Genomic DNA, 19454 nt, shown 5'->3' on the forward strand with positions numbered 1-19454 from the left:
ACCCGACTTCGTCGAGGCTGCTCTCGCCCTCCCCGGCGATCCCCGGTTCCGGCTGCCTCCAGCTTCACCTCGCCGCTACGACGCCGAGGCGACGGTGGTCTTCCACCTCCGTCCGAAACAACAGCGCCTCGTGGCGCACTGACAGAGTTCTTACCGGCACTCCGTCTTCGCCGCCTCGGACCGGTCCGGGCTCGGACCGATGGTGGGCATGCCGAGGTCGGTGCACGCCAGGGCCGTGCGGCAGGCCGCCCTCCGGCGCCGCCGGCGAATCATGAGCACGCCGAGGCCAGAAACCACGGCCAGCACCGCGAGGACGGGCATCCACAGCGCCGCGACCGCAGAGGCGAAGCCGACCCCGCCGAGGACGGCGAGGAGCGGGCCCGCACAGCACACCGCACAGGCGGCGACCGCGGCCGTACCGGCGCCGAGGACACCCCAGCCACGAGACGGGCGGGGAGAGGAGGAGGCGGTCATGCGATCACTCCGAACAGGTCGGCCAGCATGCCGGCGGCGCTCTCCGGCGCGCGGACATCCAGATGGAGGGCATCAGCGGTCAGGTACAGGGTGAAGTCGAAGAACGCGCAGCAGCTCTGCTCCGCCGTCGCGAGGGCCGCGACCTCGGCCGCGAGGTCGGCACCGCCCGGGAAGACCAGCCGCAGGCCGTCCGGGATCGTCTCGCGCCGCTCGGCCTTGCCGCTCAGGGTGCGCCACTGCTCGGTGCGCTCGCCCAGCTTGGTGCCGCCCAGCGTGCAGGCCACCGGGGCCCGACGCCAGGCTTCCGTGTCCGGCTCGGGACGCGCCCGTGACAGCTGGACCGGAACCGGCCCGGGAGCCGCGGTGGTGGTGCAGCCGCAGTCCGGCCCACAGGCACCGGCCGGGGCAGGGCCGGACAAATCGGCGTGAACAGCGGCGAGACGGTCGGAGAACACCCGCAGCTCGGCGATCCGGCCGTCGGTCTCCGCGATCCGCGCGGCCACCAGCGGCAGCATCCGCGCCCGTACCGAGGCGCACACACCTTCCTCGCGCACGTCCAACAACTCACGGATCTCCTCCAGCGCCAGGCCCAGGAGCTTTGCCGAGGAGATGAACGCCAACCGCTCCACCGCATCCTCGCCGTACACGCGGTACCCGGCCGGCGTGCGGTCGGCCAGTAGCAGCCCGGCGTCCTCGTAGAAGCGCAGCGTCGTGGCCGGTACACCGGAACGCTCGGCCAGCTGCGAGATGCGGTAGCTCGTCATGCCGCCGACGGTAAACCTTCGACCCGACTCGAAGGTCAAGCCCTGGAACTCTCTCCCGCTCCGGGAGCGACGCCGTCCACAGGGTGCTTCCCGTTCTCATGAACGCCGGTCCTCGACCAATCAGCCCGCCTTCCGGCGCCGTGAACAAGTGCTGTCGAAAGTCGCGAACAGAGCCACCCCCAGGACGCGGCACTTACCTGGTTCACCCGAACACCACGCCTGCTGCGATGGCATGTAGTCGCACGGTTACTTTAAGCGAAGGGGGTGGTCCTCGAGAGGAGGCTCCATGCCTCGCACATGGCGTTCACTCAAGCCCGGCACGCTGGCACTGGCCCTGCTGACAACGCTGATCGTGGCCGGTTCCAGCCTCATGGGGGCGTCGGCCACCGTAGAGGCCCCGCAGACCTCCATATCTGAGGGAGGCGCAGATCCCACCTCGCAGGCTGCCGCTCCGCTGTCCACCAACCAGTCCGATTGGAAGCCGGTCGCCGACGTTCTCGGCCGTACCGGATCGCTGATGGGCGGGACCGTCTACCACGTCGCGTTGCCCCGCGCGGACCTCAAAGTCACCAGCAAGGGCGTGTCGATCAAAGCGGGTCTCTCGCTCGGCGGGTACGCGAACTTCGCCAAGTACCGTGACGGTGCCGTGGTGATGGGCGACCTTGTGGTCACCGAGGACGAACTGCAAAGGGTCACGGACGCCCTGCAGAAGGCCGGCATCGAGCAGACAGGACTCCACAAGCACCTCTTGCAGCAGTCCCCTGCCGTCTGGTGGACCCACATCCACGGGATGGGCGATCCCGTCACCCTCGCCCGCGGCCTCAAGGAGGCCCTCGCGGCCACAAGCATCCCGGCCGCGCCGCCGACCAAGCCGACTCAGCCGCGCATCGACCTGGACACCTCCGCCATCAACAGCGCCATGGGGCGCAAGGGCACCGCCGACGGCGGCATCTTCAAGTTCTCCATCCCCCGCCGGGACACCGTCACCGACGGCCGGCACATCCTGCCCCCGGCCCTGGGCATCACCACCGCGGTCAACTTCCAGCCCCTCGGCAATCGCAAGGCCGCAATCAACGGCGACTTCGTCATGACCGCCGACGAGGTGAACAAGGTCATCCGCGCCCTACGGCGCGGCGGCATCGACATCGTCGAGATCCACAACCACATGCTGAACGACCAACCACGGCTGTTCTACCTGCACTTCTGGGCCACCGGCGACGGCACGCTACTCGCCAAGGCCATCCGCCCAGCACTCGACGCGACCAACCTCGCACAGCCCACCGCCTGACCCGTACGCCCACCTGGTGTGACGACGCGGGTGGAGCCGTGAGCCCGTACTCCGGGCATCGACGACGTGCGGGGCCGCGGTCTCCTCTCGGGCCCATAGTGGCCCGGTCGAGACGAACGCCCGCAGCAACGAACCGCCGTCGCCGTCCTGGCTGCCGCACGTGAGGAAACGCCGCCGGGCAGGTGTTTGCGCTGGCTACGGTCCGGCCGACTTTGTAGGCCGAGCCACTTTCCAGCGTGTGCAGAGCTGCCCCGGCGGGGTAACCGGAAAGCATGCGCCTCCTGGGGCAGGGGTTTGCTCCCCGGCAGCGCTCGTTGCACCCCAGCGTTGCCCTGCTGGCGGTACCTCTCGGGCTGATCCTGGCCATCACGCTGGCCGATGTATTCAGTCCCCGCGGCGTGCCGCTGGGTCCGCTGCTGGTCGTGGCGCCCGCGATCACGGCATCGTTCGCAGGCCCCGTCCTCACCGGGGTGATGGGCGTGGCCGCCGTGGTAGCCCTGTTCGCCATCGGCCTGACACCCCCGAACCTCCTGGGGTCGATGTACTTCGATTCGCAGATCATCTCCCTGCTTGTGGTGTCGATGATCGTGACCGTGTTCCGCTGCGTGCAGGGGAGGCGCTCTCGTGAGCTGACGCAGGTGCGGACCGTCTCGGAGGCGGCGCAGTGCGCGCTGCTCAGGCCGCTGCCGTACCGGATCGGCCCGCTGCGCGTGGCGTCGGTGTATCTGGCCGCTCAGGAGCAGTCCCTGATCGGCGGGGACCTGTATGCGGCGGTACGTACTTCGTGCGGCACCAGACTGATCATCGGGGATGTGATGGGTAAGGGCCTGACCGCGATCGGCGACGCCGCCTTGCTGCTCGGCGCCTTCAGAGAGGCTGCACATCGCCAGGCCACCCTGCCCGAGCTCGTGGCCTACCTGGACCACAGCGTGTGCTGGCACATGGCCGAACCCACCGAACCGCCCCGGGCCGGAGAGGGCTTCATCACCGCCGCCGTCCTCGACATCCCCGACGAGCACCCCATGGTGCAGATGGTCACCTGCGGGCACCCGCCACCCCTGCTGCTGCGCAACTGGCAGGTCACCACGCTGCGCCCCACCTGCCCAGCGCCGCCGCTGGGCCTGGGCGAGCTGACTCGCCCGGACTACCACGTCGACACCTTCGCCCTGGAACCAGAGGATGTGCTGCTGCTGCACACCGACGGCGTGACCGAGGCCCGCGATGCCCGGGGCGCCTTCTACCCGCTGGCCGAACGAGCCGCAGCCTGGGCACACTACAAACCCGTAGCACTGGTCCGTCACCTGCGCGCCGACCTGCTCGCCCACGTCGGCGGACACCTGGCCGACGATGCCGCCGTGATCGCCCTGCAACACACCCACAGCCCCGCACCCGCTCTCCATCACCCCTCGCTCCGACCCGTGACCGACAACCACGTCGGTGCGGAGACACCGGCCGCACTGCAGGCCAGGGGTAACAGTCACGCCAGGTAGAGCGTGAAGGCCATTCGCAGGCGACCTGCACGCCGTACTGGGTGGGGAACCACACATGGCTCTGGTCACGACCTTCTCGTGGGCAAAGCCAGGCGATGCTGGCCGGGGTCCAGGCCCATCAGGTCGGCCAGACCGGCAAGCAGGGTTCGCCACATGTTTTGTTCTCCACCATCGGGTGGCGGCCGAGCAGGGCGACGTCGCCGGGCACAAAAGGCCGACAGGGGCCGAGCGCTGCATCGCCACTGTCACGGATGAGGAGCTGGGCGAGCGCGCGGACCGAGGGGAACTTCGACGTCTGCACGCAGCGATTGTCGCGCACGGCCCCCCGCCGGTCCGGGCTCGTACCGTCACCCCTCGGGCAGTAGTTCGGCACGGCCCCGCATCTGTAAGGGATTTCCTTGGGCCGGGGTCCAGACGAGAATCCCGGCCCGATTGCGGCGGGCCGGGATTCTGTGTTGTGGGCCTGGCAGGAGGGCGTCGGCCCGATTACGGCGGGCCGGGGTTCTCCAGCATGCGCATCACGCGGTTGCTGGTTTCAGTCTTCGTCGAATCCGCCGAATTTGCCGCCCTCGCCCTTCTCGTGGTGGCGCTTGATGACGCGGAAGCTGCCGACGACTCCGTTCTTGACCTTCACGCCGTCCTCCATCTCCTCGTGGTGCTTCTTGTGGTGCTCGCCCTTCTCGTGCTCGCCCTTCTCGTGCTCGCCCTTCTCGTGCTCGCCCTTCTCGTCCTCGTCCTCGTCCTTGACCTTGCCCGGGCGGACGTTGTTGGCCTCGCTGTGGGGGCCGACGGTGGCGATGGGGGCGCCGTTGTCGCAGGTGACGCCGCGGAAGAACTCGACGGTCTGCTTGCTGTCGTTGCGGATGTTGAAGCTCTTGGAGCCCAGGCCGCTGACCACGGTGATGCAGCCGTCGGGGTGGGCGGAGAACGACCGCTCGTTGATGAAGATCCTGCCGATCTTGTGGTGGCGGCGCTCGCCGCGCTCGTTGCTCATCGGTGCGTAGGCCGGAGCAGGCGCCTGCTGGACGACGACCGGGGCCTCCTGGGCCTCGGTGGCGGCGGTGGCGTAGGTGATGCCGGTCGCGGTCAGTGCCGCAGCGGCCGCGAGGGCCGCGGGGATCGCGTGGGAACGGTTCATGATCATGTCGCTTGTTCCTTCTGAGACCGAGAGAGAAACACCCGCTGTGGCAGCCGGTGCGTGATTGAACGTACTAACGCCCCCTATTGCTGTCATATCGGGCACATCGGGATCTCCGGGTTCGTGGGGCTGATCGGGTGTGTAGAGGTCCTTTGCGCGGCTCTGAGAGAGAGCTGAGTGGCCGTCAAGAAGACCCTCAATTTGGGAGATTGAATGACGTTTAGCCCTTGCGGGTGATCTTCTGACGTCCGCTCACCCGTCGTGGCGGTGGGCCGCCGGGAAATGTCAGCGAGTCGCTGCTTGACAGGTGGTCTGTCGTAGGTTCCAAGGAGGCCGGCGAACGATGCGGCTGACGGGCTGGGCATAGAGGAGAACGAGTGCGGCAACGACGCGGCTTCGCAGGGGCAGGGAACCGTCGTTGAGGACTCGTCGGAGGATTTCGAGGCGGCGGTGCTGGTGCAGCGGCGCCTGGTCCTGGCTGGTGGCTTGAGGCGGAAGGGCGAGGCTGGGCATCCGGTCCGTTTTCATGCACCAGCGGAGGAACGTCTGGGCTGGGCGTCGGGTTGCTTTGGCCCGCAGGCGCCGCATTTGGTGCCAGGCGGCGAAATGCCGGAGAAGCCGGTGGCGTTCGGGGTCCCCGATGGTGGCGAGCTGTTCAGTCAACCAGCGCTGATAGAGCAGGATTTGACGGTCGACGCGTGGCAGGACGCCGCTGTCCATCAGCAGGTCGTCGCGCAAGTGGGTAACGGTTCGCCAGGGTGCTTCCTGGTGCAGTCCGTCGTGGGTGAGCGGGATGCCGCCATCGGCGAGACCCCACAGAAGACGGACGACGTTGGGGCTGAGGAGCCAGATCAGGCGGCTCTTGGGCAGGTCCGTCCCCAGCAGGGCGGTGACCAGTGGTTGCAGTGAAGGAACGAGTTCCTCGAGGGGCGTGGACGAACGCCCCAACGATGAAGCGCTCTCACATTCTGTGGAAGGACAGGTCGTACTGCTCGCCGAGCACGGCACGGCCTGTGGTGGCCAGAACGTGATCGCGGTTGTCATGGAGTTCGTACAGCGTCAGGTCGCGCAGGATCCGTTCCACGGGGCTTGGGCGGATCAGGCTGCGGGCGCCGCACGCGTGAATGACGTGATGCACGGTTTCTTGTGCCAGATGCGCGATCGTATGCCAGGCTACGGCGCCGGCGATTCGGGCCTCGTCGAGCCTGCCCTCGTCCCACAGACCGGCGACGTGGCGCAGCCAAAGGCGCCCGGTTTCGACATTGACCGCCATGCTGCCCACTCGCTGCTGCACATAGGGGTCACCGCCCTTGCCCTGCCGCTTCAGATACGCGAGCCCGTATTCATATGCGGCGTGGGCGCCGCCGAGGAAGCTGGCCGCGTAGCAGGATCGCCCACTGCGCTCCGGTGGCGCTGGTGGCGAACGCTTTGCTGCCATGGAGGACCCAGCCGTTGTGGACGGGGACCAGCGTGGTGCCGAAACGAAGCCTCTCGCCCGCCTTCGGGGCTTGGGGTTCGCCGCTCCAGGCGGCCCACTTCTCCCCGTGTTCCACCACGCCGGCGAACCAGCGTCGCTTCTGCTCAGGGGTGGCCAGGGCGTCGATGAGGACCAGTGCGTTGGCGTGCCCTTCCCAGCAGCGGGCCAGCGACAGATCTGCCTTGGCCAGCGTGGTGGTCATCTCCCACAGGGGCAGGGTGTGGCGCTGCTAAGGGCCGTAGCCCAGGCCCCCGTATTCGCAGGGCACGGTGACGCCCAGAAAACCGTTGGAGAACAGATCGTCGAAATCCTCGGCGGGGAAGACGGCCTTGCGGTCGTACTCCACAGCGCGGGGGGCGAATTTGTCCGCCGCGAGCTTCGCCACGGTGACGAGAACAGCCTGGTCGTCTCCGATCGACGGACTGCGGGCCGATCCGGCGGCGCGGGGCAGGTCGTCGGTCATGTGGGGGTGGCCCCATCCAAGTGCCACGTTACGTTCAGCAGGCGGGCGCCCTTCGAACTGTGCTGGTTGGTGCTACCCCACTCGCCCAGCAGCACCGAAACACCCGGCCTGCCTGCCGGGCGGGCGGTGGGCAGTCCGGACGGGGACGTCGAACGGATCGTCATGGTGCCTCCCGCCCCACGCGGTGTGTTCGTGCCGGTCCCCCCGATGCGGTGAGGCCGTGGCCGGTGGCCTGCTCGGCCAATCCGAAGCAGACCGAGGGCAGGGGCAGCGTGTCGGGCATCGAACGGCCCGTCATCAGCCTGAACTGCTCGCACACCTCCACGGACAGGACCTGCCAGCCGTCGATGCCGACCAGCCCGCGAGCACGGGTGGCGCGCGTGAGCGCAGTCGGCGGATCGCGGTAGGCCATCTCCAACACCACCGCGTCCCCGCCGGCTGCGGCAACCGGGAACGGCTCCCGCTCCACCAGTGGCGTGGCATGCACGAACACGTCGTACCCCGCCGGGGAGAATCGGGACAGCGGTACGTAGGGAAGCCCGAGGTGCGAGGAGGCTTCCAGACCGTGCGATCCCCCGGTTGACCAGAGTCACCCTGGCTCCGGCCGCGCGCAGGGCCCAGGCGACGGCCCGTCCGGCGCCGCCGCAACCGATGACGGCGGCCTTGCGGCCGCTCGGTTCGACTCCACCCAGGGCAAGAGCGCGCAGGGCACCGACGGCGTCTGTGGTGGCCGCCCGCCAGCGCCCGTCGTCGAGCCACAGCAGATTGGCCGCACCGCACCCCAGCGCCTCCGGGTCGGCGACGTCGGCCACTTGGAGCGCGCTCTCCTTGTGCGGGGCGGTCACGGTCAGCCCGCGCAAGGGCATCCCACCCAGCGACCCGAAGTCGGAGCCCCACTGCCAGAACCGGGAAAACCCGTTCACCTGAAAGGGCAGGTACAGCGCGGGCAGCCGGAGTTCCCGCAACGCCGCGTTGTGCAGCCGGGGCGACAACGACCGTCCCGGCGCACGCCCGGCAATGCCGAACAGGCCGCTGAGTGGAGGCAACGCGGGCAGGCCGTAGTCGGCCAGGAGCCGGCCCACACTCGGCGTTCCGTCCTCCCCCGGCGCACCGACCCGGCCGAAGACGACCGGCGCCCCCAGCCACGGCGCCAGCACTCGGGTCCACATGCCGACCGGACCGGACGCAAACGCCGTCACGTCGGCACGTCCGAGCCCGGTGAGCAGTAGCGGCGCGGCAGACCCGTACTGTCCGCCCGCATGCGGCACGAGGAGGTACAGCGCCGCCGGCACGGCGGACATCGCGGCGAACCGCCCGCGGAGTCTTCCTGATGCCTCCCGCAGCTCCGCCCGACAGCGCCCCTCGGCCCGCCCCGCCTGCCCGGGCGCGTGCCAGGAGACACGCCGCTGCCGGGCGGGGACGGCTGCCAGCAGTTCCGGCTGCACGTCGTCCATCGCCTCGAGGTCGACCAGTTCATAGTGGTCCGCCGCGCGCAGGAGCCGGGTGCGACGTTCCACCGGGCCGGCAACCGAGCGGCCACCATGTCGCGCAGAGCGCAGGCTGTAGGTCAGCTGCCCTCTGAAGTGCCGCCGCAGCCAGGACGGATCGGGATCGCCGACCAGATCGGCACGGACCTCCAGTTCGTCCGCGACTCCAGCGAGGCCACGCAGCGAACGGGGGGTGAGGTCCTCCGGTTCGATGGCCACCGCGACCAGCCGGGCCCGACGCCCGAGGGAGGCACCGTATCCGCTCGTCACTCGCGCCACCGGACGTACACCTCCAGACCGGCTCGCCGCGGAACGAGCCGATTGACCACGGCTGTCTCGTCCGCGTGGCCGACAAGGCTGAGCCCCCTGGCCACCACGCCGAACATCACCTTCTGCAAGGTGGTCGGGGACAGGCCGTCGCAAAGCCCGAGTGTCATCCCTGCCTCACCTCCGTCCCGAAGTGGTGCGGCAAACGCCGTAGGAGCGCTCGACAGCTACCCGACGAACTGCCCCCGCCCCGACAGCACGGCCACGTCAATGTGGTGGGCCTGCTCAGCGTCGCCGACGACCTCGCCCGCAGCCTGTCCCCGCTTCGGATCCGGGTGCGGCCCTACGACCCCAAGACCGCAGTCGTCAGCCCCGAGAAGGCGCAGGAGAACCTGGAGAAGGAAGTCGACCGGCTCCTGGACAAAGCCGTCTACCTCCAGCGCCACGCCCACGCCGCCATGCTCGGGTGGTGCGTCCTGGGAACGGACTCCAAGGAGGACTGCTTTACCGAGGGCGCCCGCCTCCAACTCAACATCTGGGACGACACGACACGGCGGGACATGGTCGAAGACGGCACCACCGGCTGCGTCGCCCACATCGTCGAAGGCGCCCGCCGGACCATGGCCGACCCCACCAGACGCAAGATCTTGCTCGCCTTCAGCCATGACGACGAAGGAGTTGCCGTCTCCCGCGCCCTCGGACTCGGGCCCGCCGACACCGAGCAGTTCCTGCACCGCGGCCTCATCCTGCGCCCCGAACAGCGCGTCTCCTGACCCCGCCGCCCGAGCACAGCCCGCATTGGGGCGCCACGTTCCGCGGCGCGCACGAGCTGACGCTGCGCGACCTCAAGACCATGCAGCAGACCTGACAGGGGAGATTTTTCCCAGCACCCCGGTTCTTGTCGCTGGGGCATCAGCCAGCCGATGGGTGAAGGATCACAGGGCTCCGGTAGCGACCGCGATGCCCGCCCCGATCAGCACCAGGCCGCCGAGTATTTCTCCCCGCCGTCCAGTCACCGGGCCGATTCGGCCTCCCAACTCCAAACCCGCCAGTGTCAGGGCGACGCTGACCCCGCCGATGATGGCCGCAGCGGCGGCCAGCCCAACGCGGTAGGCGCCCAGCGAGAAGCCGACGGCCAGGTTGTCGATACTCAACGCCAACCCGGTCACCAGCAGCTTGCCCAGCGGCTGCCTGCCCTCCGGTCCATCGTGATGATCCTCAGAGCTCTGCCGTGTCTGCCACAGGGCATGGATACCCGTAGCGATCAGTAGCCCGGCACCGATCCAGCGGGAGGCCGAGCCGAGCGTGCCGGACAGGCTGCGGCCGATGGCCAGACCAGCGATCGGCATCCCGGTCTCGAACAAGCCGAACACGACCCCCACTTGCCAACGGGTCCGGCTGTCCACGCCTGCCACACCGATGCCAATGGCGGCCGCGAAGTTGACCAGGCCGAGCGCCATGGCCACAAGCAGCAATTCGATCACCGAGGCACCGTATCCGCGCCCATCCCGCCCCTTCTCCGGTGACGGCCTGACACGCCACGCTGCCGTGAAAACCCGCGAACATTGCGGACCCTGGTAATCAACGACTGCTGTCCAAACTCACCGACAAATGCTGTCGCTGGAGTGAGCGAAGCCGGCCAGAGCTCCCCGACCCCGACCACACCATCGAGTAGGTCCAACCGCAGGCCGGCCACGGTCTGGGACGCCCCGACCATGGGCCCGGCCACGGCAGATCAGCGCGCTGGGACACCTCGACTGCCGTTCCTAGAGGACGCCGCCCGTGCGGACGCCTTCCCCGCCGTCTTCCGCGCCGCGGCCTTCTTCGCCTGTGCGGCCGGCGCCTCCTGCGGGGCCGCGTCCTCGTCTCGCCGCGCGCCGCTCGGGCCTTGTCGACGGACTGCTGCAGCGCGGCCATCAGGTCCACCAGCTGCCCTGGCCGGGCCGTCGGCTCGGGGGCCTGCGGCAGTTGGCGGTCTTCCTGGTTGGCCTCGATCGCCGTGCGAAGGGCCTCGGTGTACCGGTCGGTGAACTCGGGGCCGGTGAGGTCGTCGCGGGTCATGGCCTCGATCAGTGCCACGGCCTCGCCGATCTCGCTGTCGTCCAGTTGGACCGCTCCCGCTGAGGCGGTCACGGCACCTTCCCCGCGGCGCAATCATGCGCCGGTCTCGTGCGGTTCAACGCCGGTCAGGACGATGTCGAAGAACGGGGCCAGGACCAGACCCAACCCGGTATTCCGCCGCCGACGGGCTGCGGGTGAGGCGTGCGCTGTGCCTCGTGCTGCCGCCCGCCTGCCCGCCCGCCCGGCAGGCCGAGGTGCTGCGCGCGTGGGGGATCGCCGCCGACAAGACGGGGCGGCTACCTCTGCTCGCGCGGCCTAATGGCGCTGATCTCGGGCGTGGCTGACCTACACGCTGCAGCCCGAGCTGACCACGCCGTCCGTGGACATCCACCCCGCGGTCGCCTTCGGGGCGGTCGTCGCGGGCACCACCCTCCTCGGCGTGGTCGGCGCGCTGACCTCCATCACCGCGGTGGCGACGCTGCAGGTCTTCCTGGGGGTGCATGTGAAGCGGTACGTCGTCACGGACGACCCCCGGGTCCACGGGTGCCGGACACGCGGTTCGGGCAGGCTCACCGCCCGTCTGCGGCGGCTGTTCTCCGCATGAGGGGGGCTTGCCGGGGCTCATCGGGTGAGTGTCGCCCAGACCCCGGCGCCGAGCACGGCGGCCGTGTAGCCGCCGACGGCGACGTAGATGATCCGCTGCTTTGCGGCATCGCTCCATGACGTGCGGGACAGCAGCCAGGCGATTGCGGGCAGCACCAGCACGGCGTGCAGGCTCACCCCGTGCAGTGGCTTGAGAGGCTCCGTGGAGTGGTACGCCGCCTGCTGGTGACCGGTGCGGGACAGCACGACCCCGCGTGCGATCATCGCGGCGCCCGACAGCAGCGCGACGATCAGGATCGCGAACCCGGAGCGCAGTGCGAACGCCATGCCCAGGGGGCCGCCAGGCCGGTGCCGGAACGCGGCGGCGGCGAACACCGACAGCACGACGACCAGCACACCGCCGCCCACGGCGAGCGTCATCGCGACCATGGTGTCGAACGGCGTCTCGGTGTTGAGGTGCGAGGGCACATGGCGCCACGCCTGGAGGGTGATCCCGGCGACCTCCACGACGCAGTCCGTGGCGAACACGACGAGCAGGACGGCGCGGGCCCGCGCACCGATGCGCAGGTATGACGTCACCCAGGTGACCGCGATCAGCGTCAGCCCGAAGGAGAGCCCGAACGTGACGGGCTTGCGCCAGGAAACGGGGCCGTCCCAGGGGCCGCCGTCGACGCCGAACACCACCAGGTGCGCCAGGCCGGACAACGCGAGGACGGAGCCGGTCGCGTAGCAGAGGCGTTCGGAGGGCCGGGCAGCGTGCCACAGGGCGCTCGTCCGGCTGCCGGGGCGCAGGCTGGTGGCAGCGCCGGCCGACCGCGCCGAGGCGATGCCGGCGGGGGTGCGGGTTCCGTGGTGATCCATGGGAGTCAGCTTCGACGCGACGGGCGCCGCGGTCGTCGTACGGTCGGAGACTCCCGCCGTACGTCCCGGGAAGCAGGCGCACTGCGGCCGGGAACCGGCGTTGTCAGTGCGCTGTACTGCGACATCGAAGTTCATTGGAGTCAGCCCGGTCTTTCGAGAGCGAGGCCGTCCCGGCGAGGAATCCGCCGAGGATGTCGTGCCGGTACTACATCACCTTGAGTGCGCGTCGGCCTCGTAGGTTCCGTACTGGGGCAGCCCGGTCGGTTCGTACACCTGGGCCGCGACTCCGCTCGGCGTCGTCTCGTTGCTCAGCAGCCGCAGCCGCAGCCGCAGCCGCAGCCGCAGCCGCAGCCGCAGCCGCAGCCGCAGCCCGGCCGGAACGCCGTTGTCCGGGAACAGCCGCCGGCCACTGCCCACGACCACCGGCGCGACCATCAGCCGCACCTCGTCGATCAGCCCGGCTGCCAGCAGCGACGCGCCGAGGCGTGCGCTGCCGTGGATCTGCAGCTCGCGTCCGGGCTGCCGCTTCAGCTCGGCGACCTGGGCCGGCACCTCCCCGGCGAGGATCGTGGTCGGTTCCCAGTCGGCCTCGGTCAGGCTGTGCGAGGCCACGTACTTCGGCAAGCCGTTGAGCTTGGCGGCGATCGGGTCGTCCGGGTTGTTCATCCTCGGCCAGTCACGCGCGAAGTTGTCATAGGTACGGCGTCCGAACAGGAAGGCGTCCACCTCGTCGAGCCAGCCCGTGACGGTCCGCATGAACGCGTCGTCCAGGTGCGGCACGAGCCAGCCTCCCCGTGTGAACCCGTCGCTGGTGTCCTCCTCCGGGGACCCGGGACCCTGCGCCACGCCGTCCAGCAACAAGAACTCCTGCAGAATCAACCTCACGGTGCACTTCCTTCCTCAGCCCCGAGACGCACGCCGCTGCGGCCCACTGGAGACCGCGCGACCCACGAGAGCTCATCGGTCCCTGCCAAGGCTCTCCGATTCCCTCCTGGGCCGGTAGCTACCTTCAACTTCATGCGCGTCCGGACGTGCCCATCGATCGCCAGTCGATGAGCCCGCCCGGACAGCGAAGAGTGACCGTCAGGCCCGGTAGGCCACGTTCGCCATCATCCCGGCCTCGCCGTGGTACGCGTTGTGGCAGTGCAGCATCCACTGGCCGGGGTTGTCGGCGTCGAAGAAGACGGAGATCTTCTGCTTGGGCAGTACGATCGCGGTGTCCTTGCGCGGCCCGGAGGCGCCGACCTGGTAGGTGTGGCCGTGCAGGTGCATCGGATGCCACATGTCGGTGTCGTTGACGAAGTCGAGCCTCACGCGCTGGCCTTCCTCGATGAGGATGGGGTTCGCCTCGGGGTCGGTCATGTCGAACGGGTGGCCGTTGATGGCCCAGTCGTAGTTCGCCATGCCGCCGGTGAGCCTGATCTGGTGTGTGACGTCGGTCTGAGCGGTCTTGAGCCGTACGTCGTCGGCGGCACGGAGCTGGGACGCCGTCATGATTTTCCCGTCGAGTTCCTTCGGGCGGATGGTCGCGGACGGCTTGCTCCCCGAGCCGGTGCGCATCAGGGCCAGGCCGTTCGCGTCCTTGCCCTCGGCCAGGGCGACCAGCGGGAAGACACCGTCGCCAAGGGTGACGAGGACGTCGTAGCGTTCGCCCATGCCGATGAGCAGCGCGTCCACCTCCTGGTGCCGGACCGGGAAGCCGTCGGTGTGGGTGATGGTCAGTTTGTGGCCGCCGAGCGCGACCCGGTAAGCGGTGTCCGAGCCGGCGTTGATGATGCGCAGCCGTACCTTCTTGCCCGGCTTGCCGGTGTAGACGGCCGGGTCGTTCGCCACTCGGCCGTTGATCAGGTGGTGTGGGTACTTCACATCACCGGCGTCGCCGCCGAGCAGCTTGCTGGTGGCGCCCATGTGCATGAACTTCATGGACATGCCGCCGGGCGAGGGCGAGGCGGACTCACTCATGTCCATACCGCCCATGTGTCCCATGTCGCCGTGGTCCATACCGTCGTGGTCCATACCGCCGGACGGCGAGCTGCTACTGGAGGCTGGGTGTCCGCCCATGTGCCCCATGTCGCCCATGCCCTGCTTGACCTCGGCGAAGACCTCGTCGGGCGTGCCAGTAACGCCGTCGACCCAGTCGTCGAGGACGATCACCCACTCGTCGTCGTACGCGAGGGGCTCCTTGGGGTCCTCGACGATCAGAGGGGCGTACAGGCCGCGGTCGAGCTGGACACCGACGTGCGGGTGGAAGAAGTAGGTGCCCGGGGCGCCTGCGATGAACTTGTAGGTGAGGGTGGAGGCGGACCGGACCGCGGTCTGGGTCGCCGGGGGCACGCCGTCCATGTCGTTGCGCAGCGCAAGGCCGTGCCAGTGGATCGAGGTGGTGGTCTTGTTCGGGAGCTGGTTGGACAGCTCGGCGACGAGGGTGTCGCCGACGGAGAGCCGGACCTCCTTGCCCGGGGCGCGTCCGTCGAAGGCCCAGGTCTTGGGCATGACGCCGCCGCCCAGGTCGATCACGGCGGGTGCCGCGGTCAGGGTGAGCTTCTGCTGCCGCCCTGTGCTCTCGCGCTTCCTCTCGGCGGCGGCGACCGTCGAGCCGGACGGGTTGACCAGCGCGTTACCCCTCGTGGAGCCGCTGCTGCACGCGGCCATCGCGCCAGCGCCGGCCGCTCCCAGTCCGGCGAGCAGGACGGAGCGGCGGTTGATGCTCTTCATTGTGTTGTTGTCCTCTGTGTCGTAGCTGCGACGTGGCCTCGGAGGGACGACACATCACGCGTCGTCCGGCGCGGCCTACAGGCGCAGTTGGCAGAGGACGGACAGATCGGGCGGGGCGCGGCCGACCGCCGTGGAAGGCGTGCGGCGTTCCGCTGCTCGCTGCAAGAAGGCGAGAGAGTCGAACACGCTCTGGCTGGGGACGGCGAGCTGCACGGAGTCGACATTCGCCGTCGTGCAGTGCTGCATGCCGGGCCCGGAACAGGCGCCGTAGTCGGCATTGCATGATGAGGTGTCAGAGATGAACGGTGCGGCGCCGTCCGGCATCACGTGTACGGCATGAGCGGCCCCCGGCATGGAGGACGAGGAGCCCATCGCCATCGTCTCGTGGTGGACGAGCACGGCCAGTACGACGCACAGGGTGAGGAACACCCCGTACGTCCAGCGGACGGCTGTGCCGCCGCGATGAGCTGTCCATCTCGTCATAGGCTCCACCGATGCCGTGCTGGTCGATCAGCAGAATTGCATACTACCCCCCGGGGGTACCGACGGCTCGGTGGGCTGATGCTCCCTTGCTCCAAAGGGTGCCGTGCAGATCGCAGCCGTCTCCCCGGCCTCCCCCGGCCTTCCCGGCAGGCGGCGGCTTGGAGCACCCGGCCCGGCACCCTCGGATCAACCGCCGTCCGCAATCAAGCCGAGGCAGACCCTCCTGCTCTTGTGGTCGGCCTCTGTTCGCGGCGGCCGGCAGCGGTCTCAGGCAAGAGGCATGGGCATGCCCTCCAGCAGCACGTCCCGTGCGCTCTTCACGCCGTGGTGTCGTCGCCGGGTTCACCCAGGCGTTCCGCCAGCTGGAAGAGCGTGGGCAGCGCGCCGACCGCCGAACCTTCGTCGGCACTCTTACCAACGCCGGACGCGACCAGCTCGCGGCTTGGACCGCCGCCCAAGAGTGCCGCATGGACGCGGCCCTCTCCGCCCTCGCGCGCGGCGCATGCGGGTCACGGTCTCGGTGGGCAGGCGGTCGTTCGGCGCCTCACCGGCGTACGGCACGGACGTCGCGAGGCCGGAAGCAAGCAGTCCATGTGGGTAGTGCTACGACCTCGGAATACCCCCAGGGGGTATGGTGTTGTCATCAGTCGTGAGGGCCGGGACACCGCGCCCCTCTCGTCGGCACCCCACGCATACGCACCCGAGGGAGAAGCCTTGACCACCGAGACGAACTCCGGCTCCTGCTGCGGTACCGGTTCCCGCAGCTCCAACGCCACGATCCATGTCCAGGACGCCGGTGTCACCGCCATCTACCAGGTGTCCGGCATGACCTGTGGACACTGCGAGGGTGCGGTCTCCCAGGAGATATCGGCCCTGGAGGGCGTGACCGCGGTCGCGGCGGACGCCAAGACCGGCGAGGTGACCGTCACCTCCGCCGCCACGCTCGACGAGGAGACCGTGCGCGCCGCCGTCGACGAGGCGGGCTACGAGTTCGTGGGCCGCGTCTGAGTGCGCCGTCGGGCTTCTGCGCCCGGCCACAGGATGGGCTTCTCGTCGGTCTTCGTCGTCACCGACAGTCTGCGCCTGCGGTCGTTCAAGTAAGCATGAGGGAAAGCCCGTTGACTGAAGTGCCCGGCCCTCCCGCGTGCCGCCGTCTGGGGCGGGCCTGCTGCCTCGGACGGCGGCGGGAGCGGGCTTGGACCGTGGTCTTCAGCGCACGGGAAAGGCCGGGTCTTCTCCCTGCACGCCCGGGCTCGTGACGCCCCCGCATGCCAAGCCGACCACCGACGCCTTGAGCACGGCATTCACCGACAGAAGCGCTGACGCGTCAGCCGGAGCGCTCAGCCCCGAGGCACCGCTCCACGAACTTCTGCGGAGCAGCACCACCACTTCCGTTTCCGGCAGCTACTGAGCATCACTGGCGAGGAGAAGTGATCATGACCAGTCGCGAGCATCACCACCACCACGATCACCAGCGCGCGCTCCTCGATGACGCGCCGTCGGCCGTTACCTCTCCCGACGCCGGGCACGCGGAGCATGGCATGACCGAGTACGACGGGCACCATGGGGCCGATCACGCCGGCAGCGTGGGTCATGCGCACCACTCGGGTGACGGCGCCCACGGTGATCATGTCGGGCAGTTTCGACGGCTGTTCTGGGCGATGCTGTTTCTGGCCGTGCCCGTCGTGGCGTTCTCCGGCATGTTCGCCTCGCTGCTGGGCTATCGGTTGCCGCAGGCCGACTGGGTGACCTGGGTTTCGCCGCTGCTGGGCACCGTGATGTACCTGTGGGGTGGCCGGCCGTTCCTCAACGGCGGGGTGTCCGAGGTACGGTCTCGCCGGCCGGGAATGATGCTGTTGATCACGCTGGCCATCACGGTGGCTTTCGTCGCCTCCTGGGGCGCCAGCCTGAGCATCCTCGACCATCACCTGGACTTCTGGTGGGAGTTGGCGCTGCTCATCGACATCATGTTGCTCGGGCACTGGCTCGAGATGCGCTCGCTCGCTCAGACGACCTCGGCCCTGGACTCCCTGGCCGCGCTGCTGCCCGACGAGGCCGAACGACTCGACGGCGACCAGGTCGTCACCGTGCACCCGGGTGAGCTGCGGGTGGGGGACACGGTCCTGATCCGGCCCGGTGGCAGCGTCCCCGCGGACGGCCGGATCGTCGACGGGGCGGCCGAGATGGACGAGTCGATGGTCACCGGCGAGTCCCGAACGGTACGCCGCGGCGTCGGCGACCACGTGGTGGCCGGCACTGTCGCCGCCGACTCCGGCCTGCGGGTCGAGGTCACCGCCACCGGAGAGGACACCGCGCTCGCCGGCATCAGGCGCCTCGTGACAGAGGCACAGAACTCATCTTCACGCGCGCAACGGCTGGCCGACGTTGCCGCAGGCTGGCTGTTCTGGTTTGCCCTTGGGGCGGCGGTCATCACGGTCCTGGTGTGGGCCCTGCTGCTCGACCGGTCCGATGACGCGGTCACCCGCACGATCACGGTGCTCGTGATCGCTTGCCCGCACGCGCTCGGACTTGCGATACCGCTCGTGGTGTCCATCGCCACCGAACGTGCCGCCCGCGGCGGAGTCCTCGTCAAGGATCGGCTCGCGTTGGAGAGCATGCGCACCGTCAGTGCCGTCCTGTTCGACAAGACCGGCACCCTCACCAAGGGCGAGCCGATCCTGGCCGCCGTCGAACCGGCTCACGGTCTCGCCGGCGACGAGGTGCTCGCGTTGGCCGCCGCGGCCGAAGCCGACAGCGAACACCCGCTGGCCAAGGCCATCGTGCGCGCCGCCCGCGAGCGCGACCTCGACATCCCTCAGGCAAACGGATTCACCTCGGCACCGGCTCTCGGTGTCACCGCCACCGTCGGTGACCGGACGGTCAGGGTCGGCGGTCCGCTGCTGCTGGACGAGGAGCACCAGCGGGAACTTGGGGCAGCCGGGCAGTGGCGGGAAGAGGGCGCCATCATCCTGCACGTGTTGCGTGACGGTGTGGTGATCGGAGCACTGAAACTGGCCGACGAGATCAGGCCGGAATCCCGCCAGGCCGTCGACGCGCTGCACCGGCGAGGCGTCGAGGTCGTCATGATCACCGGTGACGCCCAGGCGGTCGCGGAATCGGTCGGCAACCGACTCGGCATCGACCGGGTGTTCGCCGGCGTCCGGCCCGAGGACAAGGCAGACACCGTCAAGGCGCTGCAGGTCGAGGGCAAAACGGTGGCCATGGTCGGCGACGGTGTCAACGATGCCCCCGCGCTGGCTCAAGCCGACGTCGGCATCGCCATCGGCGCAGGCACCGACGTGGCCATCGCCTCCGCCGGGGTCATTCTGGCCAGCGACGACCCCCGCTCCGTCCTGTCGGTGATCGACCTGTCGCAAGCCGGCTACCGCAAGATGAAACAGAACCTCTGGTGGGCCACCGGCTACAACCTGATCTCCGTGCCACTCGCCGCCGGCGTCCTTGCCCCGATCGGGTTTGTCCTCCCCATGTCGGTCGGCGCCATCCTCATGTCGCTGTCCACCATCGTCGTCGCCCTCAACGCCCAGCTGCTACGCAAGCTCGACCTGCGGCCGGGCGCCACATACGGGTGATCGGGCCGCGGCAGGGCCGGCATCGACGATCCTCGGAGCGCGAGCCCTTGCAGGGAGTCCAGAGTTGCGAGATGCACACCCTGGACAAGTACCTCGGCCCGGCTGCGGCCAGGGCGTCCGGCCTCGGCAGGAGGAGGGGCGCCCAAACCGTATGGCTCCAGCAGACGGTCAGTGTGGCCGTCGAAGGAGCGGCTGGTCGTCGAGTACGAGCTCAACGATCTGCGCGACGGCCACCCGCACCTTGTGGGTGTCGTGCGGGGGCCGAACGGCTGGCGGCACAGTCACGACTGTCT

The 19454-nt window shown here is 69.2% G+C and carries 20 protein-coding genes and 2 pseudogenes; 6 read left to right on the forward strand and 16 right to left on the reverse strand.

The features are described from left to right. Positions 1–150: 150 nt before the first annotated feature. Positions 151–474 (reverse strand): hypothetical protein, encoded by a 324-nt coding sequence (locus ABZ818_RS35835; protein ID WP_361424313.1) that lies wholly within the window; start codon positions 472–474, stop codon positions 151–153. Continuing rightward, a complete protein-coding gene (locus ABZ818_RS35840; RefSeq protein WP_361424316.1) occupies positions 471–1238 on the reverse strand; it encodes a heavy metal-responsive transcriptional regulator in 768 nt (255 codons plus the stop codon). Before ABZ818_RS35840 ends, ABZ818_RS35835 begins: the two co-directional genes overlap by 4 nt. A 286-nt stretch (positions 1239–1524) precedes the next feature. Here ABZ818_RS35840 and ABZ818_RS35845 point away from each other — a divergent pair, with 286 nt between their 5' ends. Both ABZ818_RS35845 and ABZ818_RS35850 read left to right on the forward strand, forming a co-directional pair. Further along, positions 1525–2526 (forward strand): DUF1259 domain-containing protein, encoded by a 1002-nt coding sequence (locus tag ABZ818_RS35845; RefSeq protein ID WP_361424319.1) that lies wholly within the window; start codon positions 1525–1527, stop codon positions 2524–2526. Positions 2527–2798: 272 nt separating this feature from the next. Next, positions 2799–4016: a PP2C family protein-serine/threonine phosphatase gene (locus tag ABZ818_RS35850; RefSeq protein ID WP_361424322.1), complete on the forward strand. Its 1218-nt coding sequence runs from the start codon at positions 2799–2801 to the stop codon at positions 4014–4016. Positions 4017–4134: 118 nt separating this feature from the next. Here the strand turns inward: ABZ818_RS35850 and ABZ818_RS35855 are convergent, their stop codons facing one another. The 9 genes and pseudogenes from ABZ818_RS35855 to ABZ818_RS35895 form a co-directional block, all read right to left on the reverse strand. Next, positions 4135–4317: a hypothetical protein gene (locus ABZ818_RS35855; RefSeq protein ID WP_361424325.1), complete on the reverse strand. Its 183-nt coding sequence runs from the start codon at positions 4315–4317 to the stop codon at positions 4135–4137. 234 nt (positions 4318–4551) lie between these two features. Next, positions 4552–5160 carry a hypothetical protein gene (locus ABZ818_RS35860; protein WP_361424328.1) on the reverse strand — a complete coding sequence of 203 codons (609 nt, stop codon included), beginning with the start codon at positions 5158–5160 and terminating at the stop codon, positions 4552–4554. Between the two features lie 279 nt (positions 5161–5439). Then, positions 5440–6102, reverse strand: coding sequence for a hypothetical protein (locus ABZ818_RS35865; protein ID WP_361424331.1), 663 nt, complete (start codon positions 6100–6102; stop codon positions 5440–5442). Between the two features lie 13 nt (positions 6103–6115). Then, positions 6116–6592 carry an acyl-CoA dehydrogenase family protein gene (locus ABZ818_RS35870; RefSeq protein WP_361424334.1) on the reverse strand — a complete coding sequence of 159 codons (477 nt, stop codon included), beginning with the start codon at positions 6590–6592 and terminating at the stop codon, positions 6116–6118. Next, a complete protein-coding gene (locus ABZ818_RS35875; protein WP_361424337.1) occupies positions 6498–6833 on the reverse strand; it encodes a hypothetical protein in 336 nt (111 codons plus the stop codon). Before ABZ818_RS35875 ends, ABZ818_RS35870 begins: the two co-directional genes overlap by 95 nt. Positions 6834–6860: 27 nt before the next feature. Beyond that, the gene (locus ABZ818_RS35880) at positions 6861–7094 is read right to left on the reverse strand and encodes an acyl-CoA dehydrogenase family protein (RefSeq protein WP_361424339.1); all 234 of its coding nucleotides are present in this window, start codon (positions 7092–7094) and stop codon (positions 6861–6863) included. Between the two features lie 160 nt (positions 7095–7254). Beyond that, the gene (locus ABZ818_RS35885; protein ID WP_361424398.1) at positions 7255–7581 is read right to left on the reverse strand and encodes a hypothetical protein; all 327 of its coding nucleotides are present in this window, start codon (positions 7579–7581) and stop codon (positions 7255–7257) included. A 286-nt stretch (positions 7582–7867) separates the two neighbouring features. Next, a pseudogene (locus ABZ818_RS35890) lies at positions 7868–8548 on the reverse strand (hypothetical protein); the annotation flags it as partial. Positions 8549–8847: 299 nt separating this feature from the next. Next, on the reverse strand, positions 8848–9018 hold the full coding sequence (locus tag ABZ818_RS35895; RefSeq protein WP_361424342.1) for a hypothetical protein: 171 nt from the start codon (positions 9016–9018) through the stop codon (positions 8848–8850). Between the two features lie 105 nt (positions 9019–9123). Between ABZ818_RS35895 and ABZ818_RS35900 the strand changes: the two genes are divergently transcribed. Continuing rightward, on the forward strand, positions 9124–9621 hold the full coding sequence (locus ABZ818_RS35900) for a hypothetical protein (protein WP_361424345.1): 498 nt from the start codon (positions 9124–9126) through the stop codon (positions 9619–9621). 162 nt (positions 9622–9783) lie between these two features. Here the strand turns inward: ABZ818_RS35900 and ABZ818_RS35905 are convergent, their stop codons facing one another. Next, positions 9784–10332: a manganese efflux pump gene (locus ABZ818_RS35905; protein ID WP_361424348.1), complete on the reverse strand. Its 549-nt coding sequence runs from the start codon at positions 10330–10332 to the stop codon at positions 9784–9786. A gap of 741 nt (positions 10333–11073) precedes the next feature. On the opposite strand from ABZ818_RS35905, the pseudogene ABZ818_RS35910 reads away from it, so the two are divergent. Then, positions 11074–11513: pseudogene (locus ABZ818_RS35910) on the forward strand (AI-2E family transporter); the annotation flags it as partial. Positions 11514–11530: 17 nt separating this feature from the next. Here ABZ818_RS35910 and ABZ818_RS35915 read toward each other — a convergent pair. The 4 genes from ABZ818_RS35915 to ABZ818_RS35930 form a co-directional block, all read right to left on the reverse strand. After that, entirely contained in the window at positions 11531–12373 is an 843-nt protein-coding gene (locus ABZ818_RS35915) for a hypothetical protein (protein WP_361424351.1), read from the reverse strand. A gap of 210 nt (positions 12374–12583) precedes the next feature. Further along, positions 12584–13258, reverse strand: coding sequence for a dihydrofolate reductase family protein (locus tag ABZ818_RS35920; protein WP_361424353.1), 675 nt, complete (start codon positions 13256–13258; stop codon positions 12584–12586). Positions 13259–13456: 198 nt separating this feature from the next. Further along, positions 13457–15088: a multicopper oxidase family protein gene (locus ABZ818_RS35925; protein ID WP_361424356.1), complete on the reverse strand. Its 1632-nt coding sequence runs from the start codon at positions 15086–15088 to the stop codon at positions 13457–13459. Positions 15089–15163: 75 nt separating this feature from the next. Beyond that, positions 15164–15571, reverse strand: coding sequence for a DUF6153 family protein (locus tag ABZ818_RS35930; RefSeq protein ID WP_361424359.1), 408 nt, complete (start codon positions 15569–15571; stop codon positions 15164–15166). Between the two features lie 714 nt (positions 15572–16285). On the opposite strand from ABZ818_RS35930, the gene ABZ818_RS35935 reads away from it, so the two are divergent. Beyond that, on the forward strand, positions 16286–16579 hold the full coding sequence (locus ABZ818_RS35935; RefSeq protein ID WP_361424362.1) for a heavy-metal-associated domain-containing protein: 294 nt from the start codon (positions 16286–16288) through the stop codon (positions 16577–16579). A 428-nt stretch (positions 16580–17007) separates the two neighbouring features. Next, positions 17008–19161, forward strand: a complete 2154-nt coding sequence (locus ABZ818_RS35940; protein WP_361424365.1) for a heavy metal translocating P-type ATPase — start codon at positions 17008–17010, stop codon at positions 19159–19161. Positions 19162–19454: the final 293 nt, after the last annotated feature.

Origin of the sequence: Streptomyces sp. NPDC047453 (genome assembly GCF_040643155.1) — a bacterium.
GTDB lineage: Bacteria > Actinomycetota > Actinomycetes > Streptomycetales > Streptomycetaceae > Streptomyces.

Excerpts from the sequence above, each read along its gene's own strand:
- ABZ818_RS35860 (WP_361424328.1), bottom strand. The coding sequence starts at position 5,160 with ATGATCATGAACCGTTCCCACGCGATCCCCGCGGCCCTCGCGGCCGCT.
- ABZ818_RS35870 (WP_361424334.1), bottom strand. The coding sequence starts at position 6,592 with ATGGCAGCAAAGCGTTCGCCACCAGCGCCACCGGAGCGCAGTGGGCGA.
- ABZ818_RS35940 (WP_361424365.1), top strand. The coding sequence starts at position 17,008 with ATGACCAGTCGCGAGCATCACCACCACCACGATCACCAGCGCGCGCTC.
- ABZ818_RS35835 (WP_361424313.1), bottom strand. The coding sequence starts at position 474 with ATGACCGCCTCCTCCTCTCCCCGCCCGTCTCGTGGCTGGGGTGTCCTC.
- ABZ818_RS35930 (WP_361424359.1), bottom strand. The coding sequence starts at position 15,571 with ATGACGAGATGGACAGCTCATCGCGGCGGCACAGCCGTCCGCTGGACG.
- ABZ818_RS35840 (WP_361424316.1), bottom strand. The coding sequence starts at position 1,238 with ATGACGAGCTACCGCATCTCGCAGCTGGCCGAGCGTTCCGGTGTACCG.
- ABZ818_RS35880 (WP_361424339.1), bottom strand. The coding sequence starts at position 7,094 with ATGACCGACGACCTGCCCCGCGCCGCCGGATCGGCCCGCAGTCCGTCG.
- ABZ818_RS35895 (WP_361424342.1), bottom strand. The coding sequence starts at position 9,018 with ATGACACTCGGGCTTTGCGACGGCCTGTCCCCGACCACCTTGCAGAAG.
- ABZ818_RS35925 (WP_361424356.1), bottom strand. The coding sequence starts at position 15,088 with ATGAAGAGCATCAACCGCCGCTCCGTCCTGCTCGCCGGACTGGGAGCG.
- ABZ818_RS35915 (WP_361424351.1), bottom strand. The coding sequence starts at position 12,373 with ATGGATCACCACGGAACCCGCACCCCCGCCGGCATCGCCTCGGCGCGG.
- ABZ818_RS35850 (WP_361424322.1), top strand. The coding sequence starts at position 2,799 with ATGCGCCTCCTGGGGCAGGGGTTTGCTCCCCGGCAGCGCTCGTTGCAC.
- ABZ818_RS35875 (WP_361424337.1), bottom strand. The coding sequence starts at position 6,833 with ATGACCACCACGCTGGCCAAGGCAGATCTGTCGCTGGCCCGCTGCTGG.
- ABZ818_RS35845 (WP_361424319.1), top strand. The coding sequence starts at position 1,525 with ATGCCTCGCACATGGCGTTCACTCAAGCCCGGCACGCTGGCACTGGCC.